Genomic DNA, 18,848 nt, shown 5'->3' on the forward strand with positions numbered 1-18,848 from the left:
CATGCTGGGACTGCCGACGGGGATCAGGGCCTGCTTGTTCGATCTGGACGGTGTGCTGACGAACACGGCCGCCGTGCACGCCGCCGCGTGGAAGGAGATGTTCGACGAGTTCCTGCGCGCGTACTCGGCGCGGCACGGCATTCCGTTCCAGCCGTTCGACGCCCGGGACGAGTACGACGCCCACGTCGACGGCAAGCCCCGGGTCGACGGTGTCCGGGACTTCCTGGCGTCGCGCGGGATCACGCTGCCCGAGGGCACGCCCGCCGATCCACCGGACGCGATGACGGTCAACGGCCTCGGGAACCGCAAGAACGAGGCCGTCCAGCACCGCATCCGGACCGAAGGCGTGCAGGTGTTCGAGGGCTCCCGGCGCTATCTGCAGGCCGCCGAGCAGGCCGGACTCCGGCGGGCTGTGGTCTCGTCGAGCGCCAACACCCGCGAGGTCCTGGACGTCACCGGACTGGCGCGGTACGTCGAGGAAGTGGTCGACGGAGTGACCATCCGGACCGACGGGCTGCTCGGCAAACCGGCGCCGGACACCTTCCTCACGGCGGCGCGGCGGTTCGGCGTCGATCCGGTCGAAGCGGCCGTGTTCGAGGACGCGCTGGCCGGTGTGGCGGCTGGGCGGGCCGGCGCCTTCGGGCTGGTGGTCGGTGTCGATCGGGTCGGCCAGGCCGAGGACCTCAAGGCACACGGCGCGGACATCGTCGTACGCGACCTGGCGGAACTTCTGGAGGGCCGATGATCGACCGCGGGCACCACCCGATCGAGCCGTGGCGGTTGCGGGAGACCCGGCTCGCGCTCGACAAGCTGGCCCAGTCGGAGTCGCTGTTCGCGCTGTCGAACGGTCACATCGGGCTGCGCGGCAACCTCGACGAGGGCGAGCCGTACGCGATCCCGGGCACCTACCTGAACTCCTTCTACGAGCAGCGTCCGCTCCCGTACGCCGAGGCCGGCTACGGCTATCCAGAGTCCGGCCAGACGCTGGTCGACGTCACCAACGGCAAGTTGATCCGGCTGCTGGTGGACGACTCGCCGTTCGACATCCGGTACGGCTACCTGAGCCGGCACGAGCGCTCGCTCGACTTCCGCACCGGCATCCTGGAGCGCGACGTGGACTGGACGTCGCCGGGCGGCAAGCGGATCCACGTCCGCAGCCGCCGGATGGTGTCGCTGACCCAGCGAGCGGTCGCCGCGATCGAGTACGTCGTCGAGCCGATCGACCAGCCGGCCCGGTTCGTGATCCAGTCCGAGCTGGTCGCGAACGAGACGCAGCCGAAGCTGTCCGACGACCCACGCGTCGCGGCGGTGCTCGACAACCCGCTGAAGCCGGTCAGCCACGACGGCGGTGAGAACGGCGTCGTGCTGATCCACCGGACCACCCGCAGCCGGCAGCTGATGGCCGCCGCGATGGCACACGAGGTCGACACCTCGGTGCGCTACGCGATGGACCTCGACGTCCGCGAGAACTGGGCGCGTTCCACGGTGATCTGCCAGCTGCAGCCGGGGGAGACCCTGCGAGTGGTGAAGTACCTGAGCTACGGCTGGTCGAGTCTGCGGACGGAGACCGCGATCCGGGACCAGGTCGCGGCCGCGCTGTCGAGTGCGCGCTTCTCCGGCTGGGACGGGCTGACCGCGCAACAGGCCGAGTTCCTGGACGACTTCTGGGACGGCGCCGACGTCGAGGTGCAAGGTCATCCCGAGCTGCAGCAGGCGGTCCGGTTCGCGCTGTTCCACGTGTTGCAGGCCGGTGCGCGGGCCGAGCGCCGGGCGATCCCGTCGAAGGGGCTGACCGGCGCCGGGTACGACGGTCACACGTTCTGGGACACCGAGGGGTTCGTCCTGCCCGTGCTGAACTACACGATGCCCGGCGCCGCTGCTGATGCGCTGCGGTGGAGGCACTCGACGCTCGACCAGGCCAAGGAACGTGCCGCCGTACTGGGCCTGCGTGGAGCCGCGTTCCCGTGGCGGACGATCCGTGGGCAGGAGTGCTCCGGTTACTGGCCGGCCGGTACGGCGGCCTTCCACATCAACGCGGACATCGCCGAGGCGGTGATGAGGTATCACACCGCGACCGGGGACGAGGAATTCCTCGAGGAGGTCGGACTGGAGTTGCTGGTGGAGACGGCCCGGCTGTGGATGTCGCTGGGCCACCACGACCGGCACGGGCACTGGCACCTCCCGGGCGTGACCGGGCCGGACGAGTACAGCGCTGTTGCCGACGACAACGTTTTCACCAACCTGATGGCCGCCCGGAACCTGCGGGCCGCGGCGGCGATCGCCGTACGGCATCCGGCCAAGGCCCGCGAGGTCGGCGTCGACCGCGAGGAGGAAGCGGCCTGGCGGGACGCGGCCGCCGCCGTGCACGTGCCGTACGACGAGGAGCTCGGCGTCCATCCGCAGTCCGAGGGCTTCACCGGGTACGCCGAGTGGGACTTCGAGGCGTACAAGGACAAGTACCCGCTCATGCTGCATGCGCCGTACTTCCAGCTGTATCGCAAGCAGGTGATCAAGCAGGCCGACCTGATGCTCGCGACGTACTGGTGCGGTGACGCGTTCACGCCGGAGGAGAAGGCGCGCAACTTCGACTACTACGAGCGGCTGACGGTGCGCGACTCGTCGCTGTCCGCCTGCGTGCAGGCGGTCATGGCGGCCGAGGTGGGTCACCTCGATCTCGCCTACGACTACGCCTACGAGGCGGCACTCATCGACATGCGGAACCTGCACCACAACACCGGCGACGGCCTGCACATGGCCTCACTGGCCGGGGCATGGACAGCGTTGGTCGCCGGCTTCGGCGGGTTGCGTGAACGCGAAGGCTGCCTCTGCTTCGATCCGGCCCTGCCTCAAGGCATGTCCCAGCTGACCTTCTCGATCCGCTGGCATCGCGCCCGCCTGAAGGTCCACATCACCGAACACGAGGTCACCTACACAGTGCACGACGGCGCCGACTGCAGCGTCTCCTTCAGACACGCGGGCGAGCCGGTCACGGTCACTCCGGACACTCCGGTGACCCGCGCGCTGAACAAACGCACTCCACTCCTGCCCCGCCCCAGCCAACCGCCGGGCCGCGAGCCCCGCTCAGCCCTGTCCCAGAACGGTCTCGGCGCCTAGGCCTCGCGCAGGGCACGCAACAGGAGGACGACGCCGCGGATCGCGTCGGCGTTGGCCGCGACCGCGACCGCGACCAGGCCCCACAGCGGAAACCCGGTGATCGCGGCCACCGCGAAGATCAGCAACCGGAACTCCCGCCGGAACATCAGCCGTACGTCGGTATCGCGGCCGACCGCATGCACGTACGAGATGAGCAGGCACCCGACCGCGGCGGCGAACCCCCACGCCCACGCGGTCACCGTCGCACCGGTCGCCAGAACCAGCGCCAGTACGACGGACAGGTCGGCGTACCGGTCGAGAAGCGTGTCCAGCGTGGCACCGCGGCGCGAGGCTCGCACACTGACGCGGGCCAGCTCGCCGTCCACTCCGTCGAGTGCGGAGCCGAGGACGACGCTCAGCCCGCCGATGATCATCAGCAACGTGTTGCCTGTCGCCACCAGGCCTGCGGCCATGAGCGTGACGGCGAAGGCCAGGGCGGTCGCCACGTCGGGGGACAGGCGGGTGCGCAGCAGCAGGCGCGTCAGCGGTCCGGAGATCCGTCGGTTGAGCACTCGCGCGACGACTCCATCGGTGGGCTTGGGGCCGTACCGGCTCCACATGGACCGTTCCAGCGCACGAACTGTCTCCGGCGTGTCCACGTCCGCCCACAGGCCCTGCATCTCCCGGGACTGCATCTCGCAACCATGCGCGAGCAGTTGCTGCCGTAGCTCCAGCCACGACTCCCGTGGCCGATAGGTCACCATCAACACGTCCTGTACGTCGACCACGGCCAGTCCCGCGTCCACCGCGTCGTACTCGTCGAGGTCGGGTCCCAGCCCGGCGACGGACCCGTCCTCGTGCAGCCGGACTCGATTCGGTCGGGTGCCGTTCACGGCGATGGTGGACTGGCCGGATCGGTCGACGGCCGCGACGTTCCCCGCCGGTGTCTGGATCAATCTCCGTACGTCGTCTGCCTCGAACACGTGGTCGCCCATCACGACCAGGCAGCGCCGCTCGTCGATCACACTCAGACCGGTCAGCACGGAAGACGCCGTACCGCTCTGCCAATCCGGGTTGACCACCACCTCCACCGGCAGGTCGCGGACCTTGATCGCGGCGATGACGTCGTCAGCGCGATAGCCCAGCACGACCACGATCCGCTCGAGGCCGGCCTGGTGCAGGACCCGGATCGAACGCTCCAGCAGGCTGGTACCGCCGACGCGGTGCAGCGCCTTCGGCTCAGTCGACCGCATCCGCTGACCGCGACCGGCCGCGAGCACCAACGCCACCCGCACCGCATTGTCCTTGACCACAACCAGCCTCCCCTCGCCCTCCCCAGCATGCCTCAACCGCTACCCTGCGCGTCGCCAATACCGCCGGCGTCCTCCTGCTGTTGTTCTCCGCCTGAGACCCAGGTCGGGCGAAAGTAGCGGTGTAATGGAGGTGGGCGGCGGGAGGCTGGTCGAATGGCGACGGGCGAGCGGCAAGGGATGCGGCCGGCGGCGGTCATCGCGTCGGCTGTCGTGGTCACGCTGGTGTCCGCACTGCTCGCCGCTCTCGCCGTCCTGTACTTCGGCGGCGACCCCGCGTCGACAGGGCAGGGCGCCGTACCTCTGCCCGGTGCATCCGTGCGCCCGTCGCAGACCGCAACCACCAGCCCGTCGTCACCACCGGCGGAGCCCTCGCCGACCAGGCAGGTGCCGCCGAGTGCCGAACGGTTCGCCTACCAGCCGTTGTGGCCGTTCGCCTCGGTGGCCGAGGCCGACACGTGGCAGCAGGCTTACCGGGACGACGGGGAACAGCCGTGGCACCTGGACGCGGATGAGACCGCGTTGTCCTTCACCACCGGCTTCCTCGGCTTCACCGAGATCGACCGCGTCGTCTCCAGATCGATCAGGGGTGACGAGGCCTGGATCTCGGTCGGCTACGACTCCGACGAAGGCCGGGGGAGTGTCGCGGCGGTGATCCACCTGGCCCGGATCGGCCAGGGTGACGACGCGCCCTGGGAGGTCGTCGGCACCCGGGACACCACGCTCATCCTGGAGCGGCCGCGGTACGCCGCGCTGGTCAGCTCACCGATCACCGTCGGCGGCCGGATCACCGGGGTCGACGAGTCGATCCGGATCGATATCCGCCAAGCCGGCAAAGAGCGCTCGCTGGGTTCGTCCTGCTGTGAGCCCGGCGGCGGCGAGAAGCAACCCTGGTCGACCCGGGTGACCTTCCGTGGTGCGGACGCCGGCGCGGTCACGATCGTGGCCTCGACCGGTGGTCATGTACAGACCGTCGAACGCTTCGCGATCACCGCGGTCCGGGTCGAATAGGACGTCCGATCTTAGAATGTGACGCCGGTCACATCCGATGTTGACGCAAACATCGGCCATTGACGCCCGCTGGTGTTTACGTAAACATCACCGACAGACCGAAATCGCGGCGTCCGGGGCCGCCGCTCGTGAGGATCGGAGTACGTGTGAGATCAACTGCTGGGCGGATTGCCGCCGCGGCGCTGGCCGCGACGGCGGTTGTCGCCGCCGTGACGGTGCAGGCCGGGGCGTCGACGACGGCCGGGACCGGGGCCGGAGCCGAGACCGGGACCGCGACCACGACGCAGGCCGGGTACACCGGGCCCACGGGGACGAGTGAGTTCCGCGGTGTGAACTGGGCGGATCCACGGGACAACTACGCCGACGACGAGGTCGTCCCGTCCGGCCTGAGTACGGCGGACTCGTACGCGACGACGTACCAGAAGGCGACCGGGATCGTCGGCGAGTTCCGCAAGGAGCTGAAGGCCAACACGATCCGCCTGCCGATCAACCCGTCGAGTGTCGGGACGGCCTGGTGGACGTCCTACCGGGGTGCGATCGACGCGTCGGTGGCGAACGGCTTCAAGGTCATCCTCAGCTACTGGGAGGCCGACAACGCCAAGGACGGCCGCGTGGACGACCCGGCCAAGTACGCCGCCATGTGGGACACCGTGGTCAAGGCGTACGGCAAGAACCCGCGGGTGTACTTCGAGCCGATGAACGAACCGTTCGGCTACTCGCTGAACGAGTGGGTCACGCTCACCACGTCCTGGATCGCCCAGCACAGCAGCGTCCCGCGCGGCCGGATCGTCATCTCCGGTACCGGCTACAACGACAACGTCACCGGTGTCGGCGCGGAGCCGGCGCTGGCCGGGACCCTGCTGTCGCTGCACTTCTACGGCTTCTGGGCCTCCGACGAGAACGAGGCGGCCTGGCTGGCGAACCTGCGGCCCCGGATCGGCGACTACGGCTGGCGCACGATCATCGACGAGGCCGGCTCCCCGATGACGATCGGCCTCAACTACGGCAACCACGAGGGCAACGTCTACACGTCGTACCTCGCCGCGCTCACCCAGGTCGCGCGCGAGCAGAACATGGGCATCGTCTACTGGCCCGGTCTGCGCAACGGCGACTCGTACTCGATGACCACCCAGGTCGGTCCGAATGACCTGCAGGTCAACAGCGAGAGCGGTCTGGCACAGCTGTGGTGGGGCTGGGGCCTGCTGAAGGACGAGCCGAGCAACGACCTGCCGCCGGCGCCTCCGGGTGAGCCGATCCGCGGCGTGGCCAGCAACCGCTGTGTCGACGTACCCGGGTTCTCGACCGCACCTGGTACGGCGCTCGACCTCTGGGACTGCAACAACGGTGGCAACCAGTCGTGGAACTACACGGCCGACAAGCAGCTCACCGTCTACGCGGACAAGTGCATGACCGCGGGTGCCGCGGGCAGCGCGGTCACCATCGAGAACTGCACCGGCGCGGCGAACCAGGCCTGGAACCTGAACGCCGATCTGACCATCACCAGTGTCGCCAGCCCCGACCTCTGCCTGGACGCCGCCGGCGGCGGAACGGGCAACGGCACGGCGATCGACGTCTGGTACTGCAACGGCGCCGACAACCAAAAGTGGACACGTTCCTGACCCTCGCCCGCAGGCGCCTCCCGGCCATCCCGGGAGGCGCCTCCGGCGACGCCCGCTTCGGCCTCTGGCTGATCGCCTGCGGTGACAGTCACGAGCGCAGGAGGAGGCGTACGTCGGCCGCCTCGGGCGAGCCGAACTCCTCGAACCTGCGCAGGGCTTCGTGTAGGTGATCCTGGTCGGCTCGCGCCTCACCCAGTACGTGGTGGGCGCGGGCCGTGCCGAGGAAGAACCCGGTCTCCTGCTGGATCGCCAAGGCTCGTTCGCCGTACTCGATCGCGGCCTCCAGTCGGCCGAGGGCCAGCTGGACCCGCGCGAGGACGACCAGTGCCTCACCTTCGTGCAGCCGGTCCGCCCCGACGGCGACCTCGAACGCCTCGCGTGCCTTCGCTTCCGCGGAGTCCAAGGACGACTCGGCCAGGTCGGCGAGCGCCCACCCACGGATCGCATGCGTGCGGTACTCGCGCATCACCTCCGAGCTCGCCAGCTCACCGGCCTGCTCGAACTCGGCCCGCGCCTGCGTCTGGTCGCCGAGCGCGAGGTAACAGAAGCCCAGCTCGTTGCGGATGTGACTCTGCAGCCGGGGCAAGGCCAGCTCATCGGCACGGCGACTGGCCGCAAGCAGCAGCTCGAAAGCCTCGTCCAGGCGGCCGGCGTCTCGATACCAACTTCCCCGCAGGTAGTAGAGGACGCACATCCTGGCGTGGTCCTGCAGTCTCTCGATCAACTGCTCGCCCTGGTCGAACAGCTCGTCGAGCCCGTCGAGCCGGCCGAGCGTTATCCGCCCGTGGCAGACGTTCATCAGCCCGGCCACGGCCAGCGACGGCTTCAGCTCACCGGAGAGCTCGACCATCCGCTCGTAGGCGCGCACCGCGCCGCGGAGGTCGCCTTCCATGAAGGCAAGGTTGCCGAGAGGCAGGAGAGTGAGGGCCTGGCCAGTCGAGTCTGCGACACGCTCTTGCCGGTCCAGGGCTCGCGTCAAGTAGTCGCGCGCGGCTGGTGCATCGTTGTTCCGCATGTGGACGAGTCCGGCCGCGTACAGGCCGAAGCCCGAGACGGCGTCGGCGCCGGACTTCTCGCCGGCTGCGAGCATCTCGGCGATCCGATCCCGCGACATCGGCTTGTTCGCCGAACTCTCCAGGATGGCGAGCTCGCCGAGTGACAGTGCGATGGCCTGCGGGTCGTCCGCGGCCCGTGCCGCGTCGACCACGATCTCCAGCATCGACAGGACGTCGCTGAGGTATCCGCGGCGTTCCATGTCGGAGACCACCCCGAGCGCGAGATGCCAGCACCAGTGCGCCGGGCCGTGCACCGCACAGGCCCGGATGGCGGCGACGATGTTCTGGAACTCCGACTTCAGCCAGGCGACCGCTTCGCTCTCGGAGGCGATCACGACGGCCGGTACCTCGGGCAGTGGGGGACACGGCGGCTCGAGGCGCCACGCGATGAGGAGTTCCGCGGCGGCCCCTCGGCCCCGGTAGTACCAGGTGAAGAGCCGATTCAGCGCCTGGGCCCGATGCGGCTCCGGATCCTCGATCATCGCCCGCTGCCGGGCATAGTCCCTGAGCAGGTCGTGGAATCGGTAGCGACCGGCCGCATGCTCCTGCAACAGATGAGCACCGGTCAGCGCGCGGACGGCGGCCCGCGCCTCAGTCACCGTCGTGGCACCCAGCGCGGCCAATGCATTGACGGTGAAGTCCAAGCCCGGGATCAGGCCGGCCAATCGGAACAAGCGTCGTACGCCTGGCTCCAGGTGGTGGTAGGAGAGGTCGAACGCGGCTGCGACCGCTGACTGCTCGTCGTCCTCCAGTGCGAGGACAGTCAGCCCGCGGTCCTGGAGTTCGGTGACATAGTCGGCGACCGAGCGGTGCGGTTCGTCGGCGAGTTGTGCGGCGGCGATCCGCAACGCGAGTGGCAGGCCCGCACAGAGTTCGATGAGGGCGACGACCTGATCCGGTTCCGCGGCCGCTCTCTGCTCGCCGAGCAGACGGATCAGGAGAGCCTGGGCGGAGCCGGCATCGAGGGTGCCGAGGCTGATCCGCTGTGCGCCTTCGCGAGCGACGAGACCGGACAGCCGGGTTCGGCTGGTGATCAGGGTCAGGCAGCCGGGTGTTGCCGGCAGCAACGGCCGTACCTGCTCGGTCGAACCCGCGTTGTCGAGCAGCACCAGGACCTTCCGGCCGGCGATCCGTGACCGGTACTCGGCGGTGGCCTCCGCGATCGATTCCGGCACGTGGTCCGAGCCCAGGCCGCGGAGCAGATGTCCCAACGCCTCCAGCGGTTCCAGAGCCGGAGCGGATGAGTGCCCACGCAGGTCGAGGTACAGCTGGCCATTGGCGTAGTTGTCGGCGACTTGGTGGGAATAGTGGACGGCCAGCCCGGTCTTGCCGACACCTGCCATGCCGGTCAGCACTACCAGGCCGCCGTCAGCTGCGGCGAGATCCAGTTCGCCCTGTTCCGGTTCACGGCCGGCGAACGCGCCCGGTGCCGGAGGCAACTGTGCGGGTGTCGTCGCCAGACTGGGCCCGGTGACCGGTTGTTGCTGGAGTTCGTCCAGGCTCGGGTCCTCCGCGCGGATCGACTCGAACAGCTCGCGAAGCTCCCGGCCGGGTTCGGTCTTGAGCTCACGAGCCAGCCGCTGGCGTGCGGCCCGGTAGGCGGCCTCCGCTCTGGACTGCCGACCGGATCGGTACAGTGCGAGCATGAACTGGCCGATGATCCGTTCCCGGAGCGGGTAAGCGGCGACCAGTTGGGTCAGCTCGGGTACGATCTCGCGGGCCCGGCCCAGCTTGAGCTCGGCGTCGTACAACTCCTCGTAGGCGACCATCCTCGCCTCGGCCAGTCGCGTCGCCTCCGGCGCGACGAGGTGCGCCTCGTCGACATCGGCGTACGGCGTACCTCGCCACAACGCGAGCGCTTCGCGGAACCCGGCCACGGCGCTCTGCAGGTCGCCGGTCTCGGCCCCGTTCCGGGCCGCGGAATGCAGGTCGGCGAAAACGAACGCGTCGAGCTCGTCGGGGCCGACGTCCAGTTGGTAGCCGCCGGAGACACCGCGCAGCCGCTCTGGATGATCGAGCACCTGCCGGAGCCGGTACACGTGTACCTGGAGGCTGTTGGCCGGACGCTGGGGCGCGTCATCTGGCCAGAGCGCGTCGGCCAAGGTGCTGATGGTCAACGGTCGATTGGCCCTGACCAGCAACACGGCCAGCAGGCGACGGCGCAATTCCGAGAGCGGGCCCAAGACCTGACCGTCACTGACCGCCTGAACAGTCCCCAGCACCTCGAAGCGCACAGCCACCTCCCAGTCGAGCCCCCATCATCGACTATGGATGGGGGCTCGGCCGGGCCGTGGCTCGGTCGGTGGCTGCGGGCAGTCCGGTCACTAGGCCTGCGTGCCGGCCGCCTTTCGGAAGGACGCCGTGCAGAACGCCCGGAAGTTGGCCCTGCTGGTGATCGTGCCGCTGGTCCGGCCGATCCGCCGGAGCACCGACGTGGAGTGCGACTCGGTCTCCGGGCCCCAGTCGCCGTCGACCGCGGTGGACAGGCCCCAGACCTGGCGGCAGGCGCCCTGCACAATGTAGGACTGCGACGACGACCCTGTGTTGAAGGTGGCGTCGGCAGGGTCGCCGTAGTACGCGTTGTCGACGTGGATGTGGTTCCAGTGCTGCTGGTTGTCCATGTACGTGATGACGTGCCGGAAGCGTCCCATCAGGCTGGCCGCGGTTCCCCAATAGCGCCGCTTGTACCAGTCCGCGTTCGCGTAGTTGCGCCAGACGTCGTACCGCATGCTGATCGTCTGCTCCGATCCGCTGCTGTTGCGGTAGACGATTCGCCCGATGTCGAAGGCGCGGCCCAGCCCGTGCATACCTTCCTTGTTGGTGTAGGCACCGTAGGAGTAGACCCGGGAAGCCCAGCCCCACGAGGCCGGCGTGTTGTCGTTGATGTTCTCCTTCCAGCCGGACAGCTGGCTGTAGAACGCCGACTCGAAGGTGAAGCTGGTCCGGTTGCCGGTGGGTTCGTAGTACAGGTGGCAGCCGGTCGAGCTGAGGTAGTTCCTCGTGATCATCGCCGTCGGCGTGATGGTGCCTGGCTCGGGGAGCCCGGCGGGTTCGGTGGCCGGGCCTTGACCGGACTGCTCCGGTCCGGGCTCGGCGGCCGAGGCACGGCCGGGCAGGATCAGCCCGGCCCCGGCGAGACCGCCGCGCCTGCGGCCAGCAATGTCCGTCGGGACAGGCCATTGCTGTCAGCTGTCATCACAACTCCTTGTTCGGTGGGCGGGACCCGTCATCGGGTACCGAGCTGTGGAGCGCTATTTGAGAACCAGCGTGGCCAGGTCGCCGGCGTCCTTCGAGCTGATGTGGGTTTTCAGGAAGGCCAGCTGGTTGTTGTGCCAAGCAACGACACCTTGGTCGGGGTGTGCGGTGAGATCACGGTTGCCAGGGCCGCTCGAGGAGTCCCCGGAGCGGGGCAGTGTCGCGGTCGCCGTCATCGCGCCGGTCTTCGGATCGATCCGCAGCAATGCGCCGGGATCCTTCTCCCTGGGCAGCAGGTAGGCGATCGGGGCGCCGTCGCCGTCGACGCCGATCGGTGCGGTGACGTCGTGCTCCTCGCCCCACGCCGTCAGCCACAGTTGCTTGCCGGACTGGACGTCGTACGCCGCAACGCCCTGCCGGGTGTCGGACCGGGTGCCCAGCCGATGCCGGAGGAACAGCACACCGTTCGAGACCACTTGCCGCGAGCAGTCGTGCAGACCGTCTCCGCCGGCGACCACGCAGGGGTCCAGGGCGTGCGGCGTCCGCGGATTCGTGGTGAGGTCGAGGACGACCCTGTGGGTGCCGGTCCTGGCATCGATCTGCCAGATCTGGCTCTGGTTCTGGCCGAACACCCGGACCAGCACCGGATCGACCGACAACACACCGGTCATCAGGTACTTCCGGCTGCCTTGCGTGGGCAGGTTCCATTTCCACAGGACCTTGCCCGCGGCGTCGAACGCGGTGAGATGACGGCCCTCGTCACCGCCGTGGCGTGAGCAGTTCCGGTACGCGAACCCGGTCTTGCCGATGACGTCGTAGTGAGTACTGAAGCACTTGCTCTTCGGGTTCGGCGTCTCGATTCTCGAACCGTCGGAGAGCTTGAGGACGTGACCGCCCTTGTCGGTCGGAACGTACAGCCGGTCGCCCAGAACGACCGGCCGGTGGTCGTAGGCCGGAAAGTGCTGGGTACCCGATCGACCGGGTGACGGCGCACCCATCGGATCGAGCTGCTTCGACCACAACACCTTGCCGTTGACGATGTCGACGACGCTGACTCGCCGGCAGCCCTCCCTCCTGGTTCCCTGCAGTACGGCGATGTAGCCCTTGCCAGACTGTACGGCCGATGCCCTGCAGTAGTGGTTGTCCGGCATGGCCAGTGTGTAGGCCGTCTTGCCACTCGTGAGGTCGTAGCCGACGATCTGGCCCGGCATCGCGCGGACCAGATACTTGTCGGTCCACCAGGGCCCGGCCAGGATGTCGCTGCCTTCCTTCGGCTTGTAGGCCGAGTCGAACCGCTCCTGGACCACGTAGCCGAGCTTCCGGTCAGCAGACACGTCCGAACCGAACGGGCCGAGCTGGAAGTAGTACATGCCGCCCCCGGCAGCGCCGATGAGTACGACGACCAGCATCAGCGCAACCAGGACGAGGCCCACCTTCGACTTCGGCTTGCGGTGACCCGGACCGGACTGGTACGGCCCACCCGGAACCATCCCTCCAGGTCCGGTTTGGCCCTGCGGCGGCCACGGCATCGGCTGGCCGGGCATCGGCTGTCCGGGCATCGGGTGGCCCGGCATCGGCTGACCAGGCATCGGCTGTCCGGGCATAGGTTGACCATGCACAGGCTGGTGGGGCCAGGGGCCAGGTGGTGGTGCGGGGTTGCCCGGTGGCGGTCCGTACGGCGCGGGGGGACCGCCGTACGGACCAGTCGGGGGGCCGGGTGGGGGAGGGGGATGAACGGAGGACACGACGGGACGCTAGCCGCCCCCGAGGACCACTCACAGCCCTCTCGAACGACCGGAAAGCGCCCAGAAAGCGCTTGGAAAGCGCGTTCGCGGATGCTGGTCACATGTCCAGCAACCGCCGTACCTCAGCCGCCTCGGGCGACCCGTAGACCTCGAACATACTCAACGCCTCGCGCAGATGCTGGCGGTCCGAGCCGGCCTCACCCAGCAACCGATGCGCCCGAGCGAGCCCAAGAAAGTGTCCGGTCCGCCGATGGATAGCCATGGCCTCCTCCGCCCGCCCCACCGCATCCTCCGCCCGCCCCAACGCCAACTCCACTCGCCCGAGCGTGACGGTCGCCCCGGCCAGCTGGACGACCGGACTCCACGGCCTGCTCCGGGCGAGGTCGACTGCCTTGGCGGCGTGAACTTCCGCGTCCGCCGCCCTACCCGCCGCCAACTCGGTCTCGGCCAGCGCTCGGGTGCCCGGAGTGCAATGCGAAGCGTGGCCGATCGACTCGCCGAACCCGACCGATCGCCTGAACTGTTCGCGGGCGAGATCGACCTCACCGTCCGTCAGATGACACAGACCGAGCTGATAGTGCGCGTCGCTGCGGGCCCACGGCTGGCCAAGCTCACGACTGGACCGAACCGCCGCCGATGCCTGTTCGAAGGCCTCGTCATGGCGTCCGGTGTCGCGGTACCAGACCGACCGGGCCAGCCGCAGTACATGTGCGTTGACGCCGTCGCCCGATCGTGTGACGGCTTCGTCCGCGCGTTCGATCAGCTCGTCGATGCCGTCCAGCCGGCCGAGCATGGCTCGCACCCGGATCAGATACGGCAGTCCGAGTGCGGCCAGCCGGCCTGTCTCGTCATCGTCCAGCTCGAGGATCTGCTCGTAGCATCGAGCGGCTTGGCGCAGGTCGCCGCGGGTCGTGGCGATCATCCCGAGGTTGCCCAGGGTCCGCGTCTGCGCGGCGCCGTCACGGTCCTCCCTGTGGATGGCGAGCGAACGGCCGAGGTACTGCTCGGCGAGATCGAGATCGCCCCTGTACATGTGGAAGACGGCGGCGACATTCAGGCAGTAGGCGAGGAGGGCGTGATCATCCACCTGCTCGGCCTGCCGGAGCGCTTCGGTCAGACCGTCGGTGTCCACCGGCAGGTCGATCCTCAGCCGCGCCGCGTTGAGCTCGGTCAGCATGTTGGCGAGTGCGTGCTGGTCACCGCTCGCTCTGGCGGCGGCCGTCCCGCTGGCCGCCATCGCATGAATGTCGGCCATGTACCCCTGCTCCGCCATCGGAAGCATGAGGCCGATCGCGAGCTGCCAGGTCCAGTGCGCCTGGTCCTGGCGGCTACCGGCCGCCTTGATCGCAGCGGCGATGTTGGGGAACTCGATCCGCATCCATGCCATCGCCTCGCGACCATTGTCGAAGGTGACCTCGGGGATCGCCGCGGGCAACCGAGGAGCAGGTGGATGCCGACGAGTCGAGGCACGCATCGCGACCGCGGCCATCTTGCCCTGGTAGTACCAGGAGTAGAGGCGCTCGAGTACGTCGTCACGGGTTTCGGGGGAGTCCTCGGATTCGGCTCGGCGGCGGGTGTCGTCGCGGAGGAGGTCGTGGAAGCGGTAGCGGCCGGGGGAGTGCTCCTCGAGCAGATGCGCCGCGGTCAGTTTGCGGACGGCGTCGCGCGCGGCGGCTGGCGTCGTACCGCTCAAGGCGGCGACGGCGTCGACGGTGAAGTCGGGGCCGGGGACGAGGGCAAGGCGGCGGAAGAGTTGCCGGGTCGCGGGATCGAGGCGTTCGTAGGAGAGGTCGAAGGCGGCGGTGACGGCCGAGTGCTCGTCATCGTGCAGGGTCAGCGCGGCCGCGCCGTGCTCGGTCAGCTCGGTCAGGTAGTCGGCCAGGGTGCGATGGGGTTCGTCGGCGAGTTGGGCGGCGGCGATGCGGAGGGCCAGCGGGAGGCCGGCACACGCTTCGATGAGGGCGGTGGCGTGGTCCGGCTCGGCGGCCAGGCGGTCCGCGCCGACCAGGCGGGCCAGAAGCGCGTGGGCCGCGTCGGGCGGGAGCTCGCCGACGCCGATGCGATGGGCCCCCTCGCGCGCGATCAGGCCGGACAGCTTGTTCCGGCTGGTGATCACGGTCAGGCAGCCCGATGTTGCCGGGAGCAACGGGCGGACCTGCTCGGCGGACGCGGCGTTGTCGAGCAGGACCAGGAGCTTGCGTCCGTTCAGCACGGAGCGGTACTCGGCGGTCGCGTCCGCGACTGATTCCCAGGCCCGGTTCGAGTCGGCGCCGAGTCCGCGGAGCAGCTGTCCGAGCGCCGTCAGCGGATCGAGTGCCGGCCCGGATGCGTGCCCGCACAGGTCGATGTAGAGCTGGCCGTCACCGAACCGATCGGCCACCTGATGCGCGTACTGCAACGCCAGACCGGTCTTCCCGATCCCGGCCATTCCGGTGAGCAGGACCAGAGCATCGGCCAGGTCAAGCTCTTCGAGCTCGGCTTCCCGGCCGAAGAACGCGCCTGGTGAGGGCGGCAACTGGGCCGGCCGCACGATCGGGGCCGGTGCCGCGGCAGCCTCCGGCACGGCAGCTCGAGTCTCATGATCGAGCGCCGGGTCCTCCATCCGGATCGCCTCGCCCAGCTCCCGCAGCTCCCGGCCGGGCTCGGCCCGCAGCTCCTTCGCCAGCCGCTGGCGCGCGGCCCGGTAGGCGACCTCGGCGCGAGTACGCCGTCCGGATCGATACAGCGCGAGCATCTGCTGACCGATGAACCGCTCCCGCAACGGATACTCCGCGACCAGCTCCGCCAGCTCCGGCACGATCTCCCGGGCCCGGCCGCGGGCCAGCTCGGCCTCGAACAGCTCCTCATACGCGACCAACCGGGCCTCGGCCAGCCGCTTGGCCTCCGGCGCGACCACCTCGGCCTCGTCGATATCGGCGTACGGCGCGTCCCGCCAGAACCCGAGGGCCTCGCGGAAACGGCTGACGGCCTGGTCGAGATCACCGGACTGCGCCGTCCGGCGGGCCTCGTCGTGCAGACGGCTGAAGATGTCGGCATCGAGTTCGTCCGGGCCGACGTTCAGCAGGTAGCCGCCGGGCACGCTGAGCAGGCGGTCCGGGCTATCGAGGATCTGGCGCAGCCGGTACACGTGGACCTGCATGCTGTTCCCCGGCCGCTGCGGGGCCGCCGTTCCCCACAGCGCGTCGGCCAGCACCTCCGTCGGTACCGGCCGGCCCGCCCGCACCAGCAGCACGGCGAGCAGGCGTCGGCGCAGCTCCGAGATCGGCCCGAGCACCTGTCCGTTCTGGACCACTCGTACCGGCCCGAGTACCTCGAAGCGCATCCCGACCTCCCCAGCTGCCCCCATCATCGGGCATGAGAGGTCCAACCCGTGTGCGGTGTGTCCGCTCAATGGACTGGCCCCAGGTCGTACCGGTGAGCATCAGTACGGCGCCGATCGCCGCGAGCACAGTGAGTCGCTCACCGGCAAGGACGATGCCGATGGCAACGGCCCAGACGGGTTCGGTGCCGAGCAGGAGGCTGGCCCGGCTGGCGGAGGTCCGCTGCACGGCCCAGGTCTGGGCGAGGAACGCGAAGACGCTGCAGAAGAGCGCGAGGTAGATCAGCTGCAGCCACGTGGCCGCGCCGGCGTTGGTCGGCAGGTGTCCAGCGGCTGGTACCGCGAAGAGCGCCGTACCGACGAGGGTTTGCACAGTGGTCACCTGCAACGGGCGCAGGTCGGTCGCGAGGCGGCCGACGAGGGCGACGTGGGCGGCCCGGACGACGGCGGCGGCGAGCATGAGCAGGTCGCCCACGCCGGGTGCGTTCAGGCCGTTGCCGGACATCAGCAGGCCGACAGCGACGATGCACAGGCCGGCCGCCAGGAAGAAGCGCGGCGGCATCCGCCGACGGTCCATCAGCGGTGTCAGGACGAGTGTGAGGCTGATGATGAGCCCCGCATTGGCCGCGCTCGTGTGCGTGACGCCGTACGTCTCGAGCACCAGCACGGCCGCCTGGCTCAGGCCGAGCAGGCCGCCGACCTTGAGCTCGCGCCGGCTGACGCCCCGGACGAAGAGCAGTAACGCGACCGCGGAGATGCCGTACCGCAGGAACAGCACGGTCAGGACGGGGGTGGAACCGGTGGCGGTCTTGGCCGCGAGATAGCTCGAGCCCCACACCAGGGCGACCAGCAGCAGGACGATGTCGGTACGGCGGGATGCGAGCACGGCTCAACGGTGAACGCTCGGCATGTTGAAGCCAAGTACCAAATTCTTAAGCAACCTTGTAGAGGTCCTACAGTGTGGGGATGGACGAGCGACAGCTGCGGGTGCTTCGGGAAGTCGGTGAGCTGGGGAGTGTGACCGCGGCGGCGGAGGCGTTACTCGTGACACCGTCGGCGATCTCACAACAGCTTCGCTTGTTGCAACGATCGATCCCGGTGCCGCTGACCGAACGCGACGGCCGGCGTGTGGTCCTCACCGCGGCCGGGCGCGCGCTCGCCGGTGCTGCCGCGGACGTGGAGAGTGCGCTGGCCCGGGCGCGGCACACCGTCGACGAGTTCATCGAGCAGCCCGGCGGTGTCGTGTCCGTCGCCGCGTTCCACAGTGCGGCGGCGACGTTCTGTCCGCTGCTGCTCCGTGCCGAGACCGCACCTCGACTGACCCTGCACGACGAGGACGTCCCGCAGGACGAGTTCCCCTTGCTGACCCGCGAGTACGACATCGTCCTCGCACACCGTCTTGACCATGCCGCCGCCTGGCCGCGCACGGTCGCCGTGACCTCGCTCCTGCACGAGCCTCTCGACGTGGCCCTGCCCATCGATCACCCGCTGGCGGCAAAGCGTGCGTTGACTCCGCGCGACGTCGCGCAGGAACCCTGGATCACAGTGCATGACGGCTTCCCCTTGATGGCGACCGTCGAGGCGATCGGTGCCGCTGCCAACCATCGCCTTGACCTGGTTCACCGCATCAACGAGTTCACGGTCGTGGCCGAAGTGGTCGCGGCGGGTGGAGGTATCGCGCTCATGCCGCGCTGGACCGCCCGCCCCCACCCCGCCGTCGTCCTTCGTCCCCTGCGCGGTGTGCACGCCCGCCGGCACATCGACGCCCTGCACCGGCCCGAACGCGCCGCGCGCCAAGCAGTCCGCACCATCCTCGCGGCCCTCCAGCAGGCCGCCGGCCAGATCCGACGGGTCCGGTAACTGCCCGTCAGAGGGATGCGACAGAATCTCGTGCACTGTCACCCGCCCGCGACGGTTTCCGATCAACACACGGATCTCGAGGGAGTCATGACAGCACTTCTCCGCAATACTTTGGCGGTCGTTGTCGCCACCACCCTGGCGGCGGCCTCCGGTGCCCCTTCAGCCGTTGCGCGACCTGCCGAGCCGCAGGTCGTCACGGCCCACGACCACCTGCGTGACCTGGCTCCGGCCGCGGCGGGACCGTTGGATTACGCGCGGGCCTCGGCTGTGCTGGTGTCGCACGACGATTCCACCTTGGCGATCCTCCAGGTGCGCGGGATCGATCGGTCGGTCGCCGGGCGGTCGTTCGGTGCACACCTGCACGTCGGTCCCTGCGTCGCTGGTGACGGCGCGGCAGCCGGTCCGCACTACAACACTGACACCATCGCGGGAAAGGTCCCGCCGCGCGTCAGCCCCAGCACTGAGATCTGGCTCGACTTCACGGTGAGCCCGACCGGAGCGGGCAACGCGCTGACCGTCGTACCCTTCACACCGCAGCCCGGCAACCGCTCAATCGTCATCCACGAGAAGCCCACCGACCACCACGGCGCCGCCGGCTCCCGACTCGCGTGCCTACCGCTGTCGTGGTGACGACGGAGTCG

The 18,848-nt window shown here is 69.2% G+C and carries 11 protein-coding genes and 1 pseudogene; 6 read left to right on the forward strand and 6 right to left on the reverse strand.

Annotated elements, in window-relative coordinates; translation table 11 throughout:
• Position 1 precedes the first annotated feature (1 nt).
• Together AB0F43_RS30635 and AB0F43_RS30640 are read left to right on the forward strand one after the other, a co-directional pair.
• A complete protein-coding gene (locus AB0F43_RS30635; RefSeq protein ID WP_360484553.1) occupies positions 2-745 on the forward strand; it encodes a beta-phosphoglucomutase family hydrolase in 744 nt (247 codons plus the stop codon).
• A complete protein-coding gene (locus AB0F43_RS30640) occupies positions 742-3,114 on the forward strand; it encodes a glycosyl hydrolase family 65 protein (protein ID WP_360484556.1) in 2,373 nt (790 codons plus the stop codon). The genes AB0F43_RS30635 and AB0F43_RS30640 overlap by 4 nt, the downstream gene beginning before the upstream one ends.
• On the opposite strand, the gene AB0F43_RS30645 is transcribed toward AB0F43_RS30640, so the two are convergent.
• Positions 3,111-4,406, reverse strand: coding sequence for an NTP transferase domain-containing protein (locus AB0F43_RS30645; protein ID WP_360484558.1), 1,296 nt, complete (start codon positions 4,404-4,406; stop codon positions 3,111-3,113). The two genes, AB0F43_RS30640 and AB0F43_RS30645, sit on opposite strands and share 4 nt — an antisense overlap.
• 153 nt (positions 4,407-4,559) lie before the next feature.
• Between AB0F43_RS30645 and AB0F43_RS30650 the strand changes: the two genes are divergently transcribed.
• Together AB0F43_RS30650 and AB0F43_RS30655 are read left to right on the forward strand one after the other, a co-directional pair.
• A complete protein-coding gene (locus AB0F43_RS30650) occupies positions 4,560-5,414 on the forward strand; it encodes a hypothetical protein (RefSeq protein ID WP_360484561.1) in 855 nt (284 codons plus the stop codon).
• A gap of 146 nt (positions 5,415-5,560) precedes the next feature.
• Positions 5,561-7,033: a ricin-type beta-trefoil lectin domain protein gene (locus tag AB0F43_RS30655; protein WP_360484564.1), complete on the forward strand. Its 1,473-nt coding sequence runs from the start codon at positions 5,561-5,563 to the stop codon at positions 7,031-7,033.
• Between the two features lie 88 nt (positions 7,034-7,121).
• On the opposite strand, the gene AB0F43_RS30660 is transcribed toward AB0F43_RS30655, so the two are convergent.
• The 5 genes and pseudogenes from AB0F43_RS30660 to AB0F43_RS30680 all read right to left on the reverse strand — a co-directional run.
• Complete coding sequence (locus AB0F43_RS30660; protein ID WP_360484567.1) at positions 7,122-10,322, reverse strand: BTAD domain-containing putative transcriptional regulator; 3,201 nt, start codon at positions 10,320-10,322, stop codon at positions 7,122-7,124.
• Between the two features lie 90 nt (positions 10,323-10,412).
• Positions 10,413-11,096 (reverse strand): hypothetical protein, encoded by a 684-nt coding sequence (locus tag AB0F43_RS30665; RefSeq protein WP_360484570.1) that lies wholly within the window; start codon positions 11,094-11,096, stop codon positions 10,413-10,415.
• Between the two features lie 243 nt (positions 11,097-11,339).
• The gene (locus AB0F43_RS30670; RefSeq protein WP_360484573.1) at positions 11,340-12,887 is read right to left on the reverse strand and encodes a PQQ-binding-like beta-propeller repeat protein; all 1,548 of its coding nucleotides are present in this window, start codon (positions 12,885-12,887) and stop codon (positions 11,340-11,342) included.
• A 238-nt stretch (positions 12,888-13,125) separates the two neighbouring features.
• On the reverse strand, positions 13,126-16,350 hold the full coding sequence (locus tag AB0F43_RS30675; RefSeq protein WP_360484576.1) for a BTAD domain-containing putative transcriptional regulator: 3,225 nt from the start codon (positions 16,348-16,350) through the stop codon (positions 13,126-13,128).
• Between the two features lie 97 nt (positions 16,351-16,447).
• Positions 16,448-17,233: pseudogene (locus AB0F43_RS30680) on the reverse strand (DMT family transporter); the annotation flags it as partial.
• A gap of 80 nt (positions 17,234-17,313) precedes the next feature.
• Between AB0F43_RS30680 and AB0F43_RS30685 the strand changes: the two are divergent.
• Both AB0F43_RS30685 and AB0F43_RS30690 read left to right on the forward strand, forming a co-directional pair.
• Positions 17,314-18,207 carry a LysR family transcriptional regulator gene (locus AB0F43_RS30685; RefSeq protein WP_360484579.1) on the forward strand — a complete coding sequence of 298 codons (894 nt, stop codon included), beginning with the start codon at positions 17,314-17,316 and terminating at the stop codon, positions 18,205-18,207.
• Between the two features lie 87 nt (positions 18,208-18,294).
• Positions 18,295-18,837, forward strand: a complete 543-nt coding sequence (locus AB0F43_RS30690; RefSeq protein WP_360484582.1) for a hypothetical protein — start codon at positions 18,295-18,297, stop codon at positions 18,835-18,837.
• The last annotated feature ends 11 nt before the right edge of the window (positions 18,838-18,848 follow it).

Origin of the sequence: Kribbella sp. NPDC023972, from assembly GCF_040639075.1 — a bacterium.
Lineage (GTDB): Bacteria > Actinomycetota > Actinomycetes > Propionibacteriales > Kribbellaceae > Kribbella.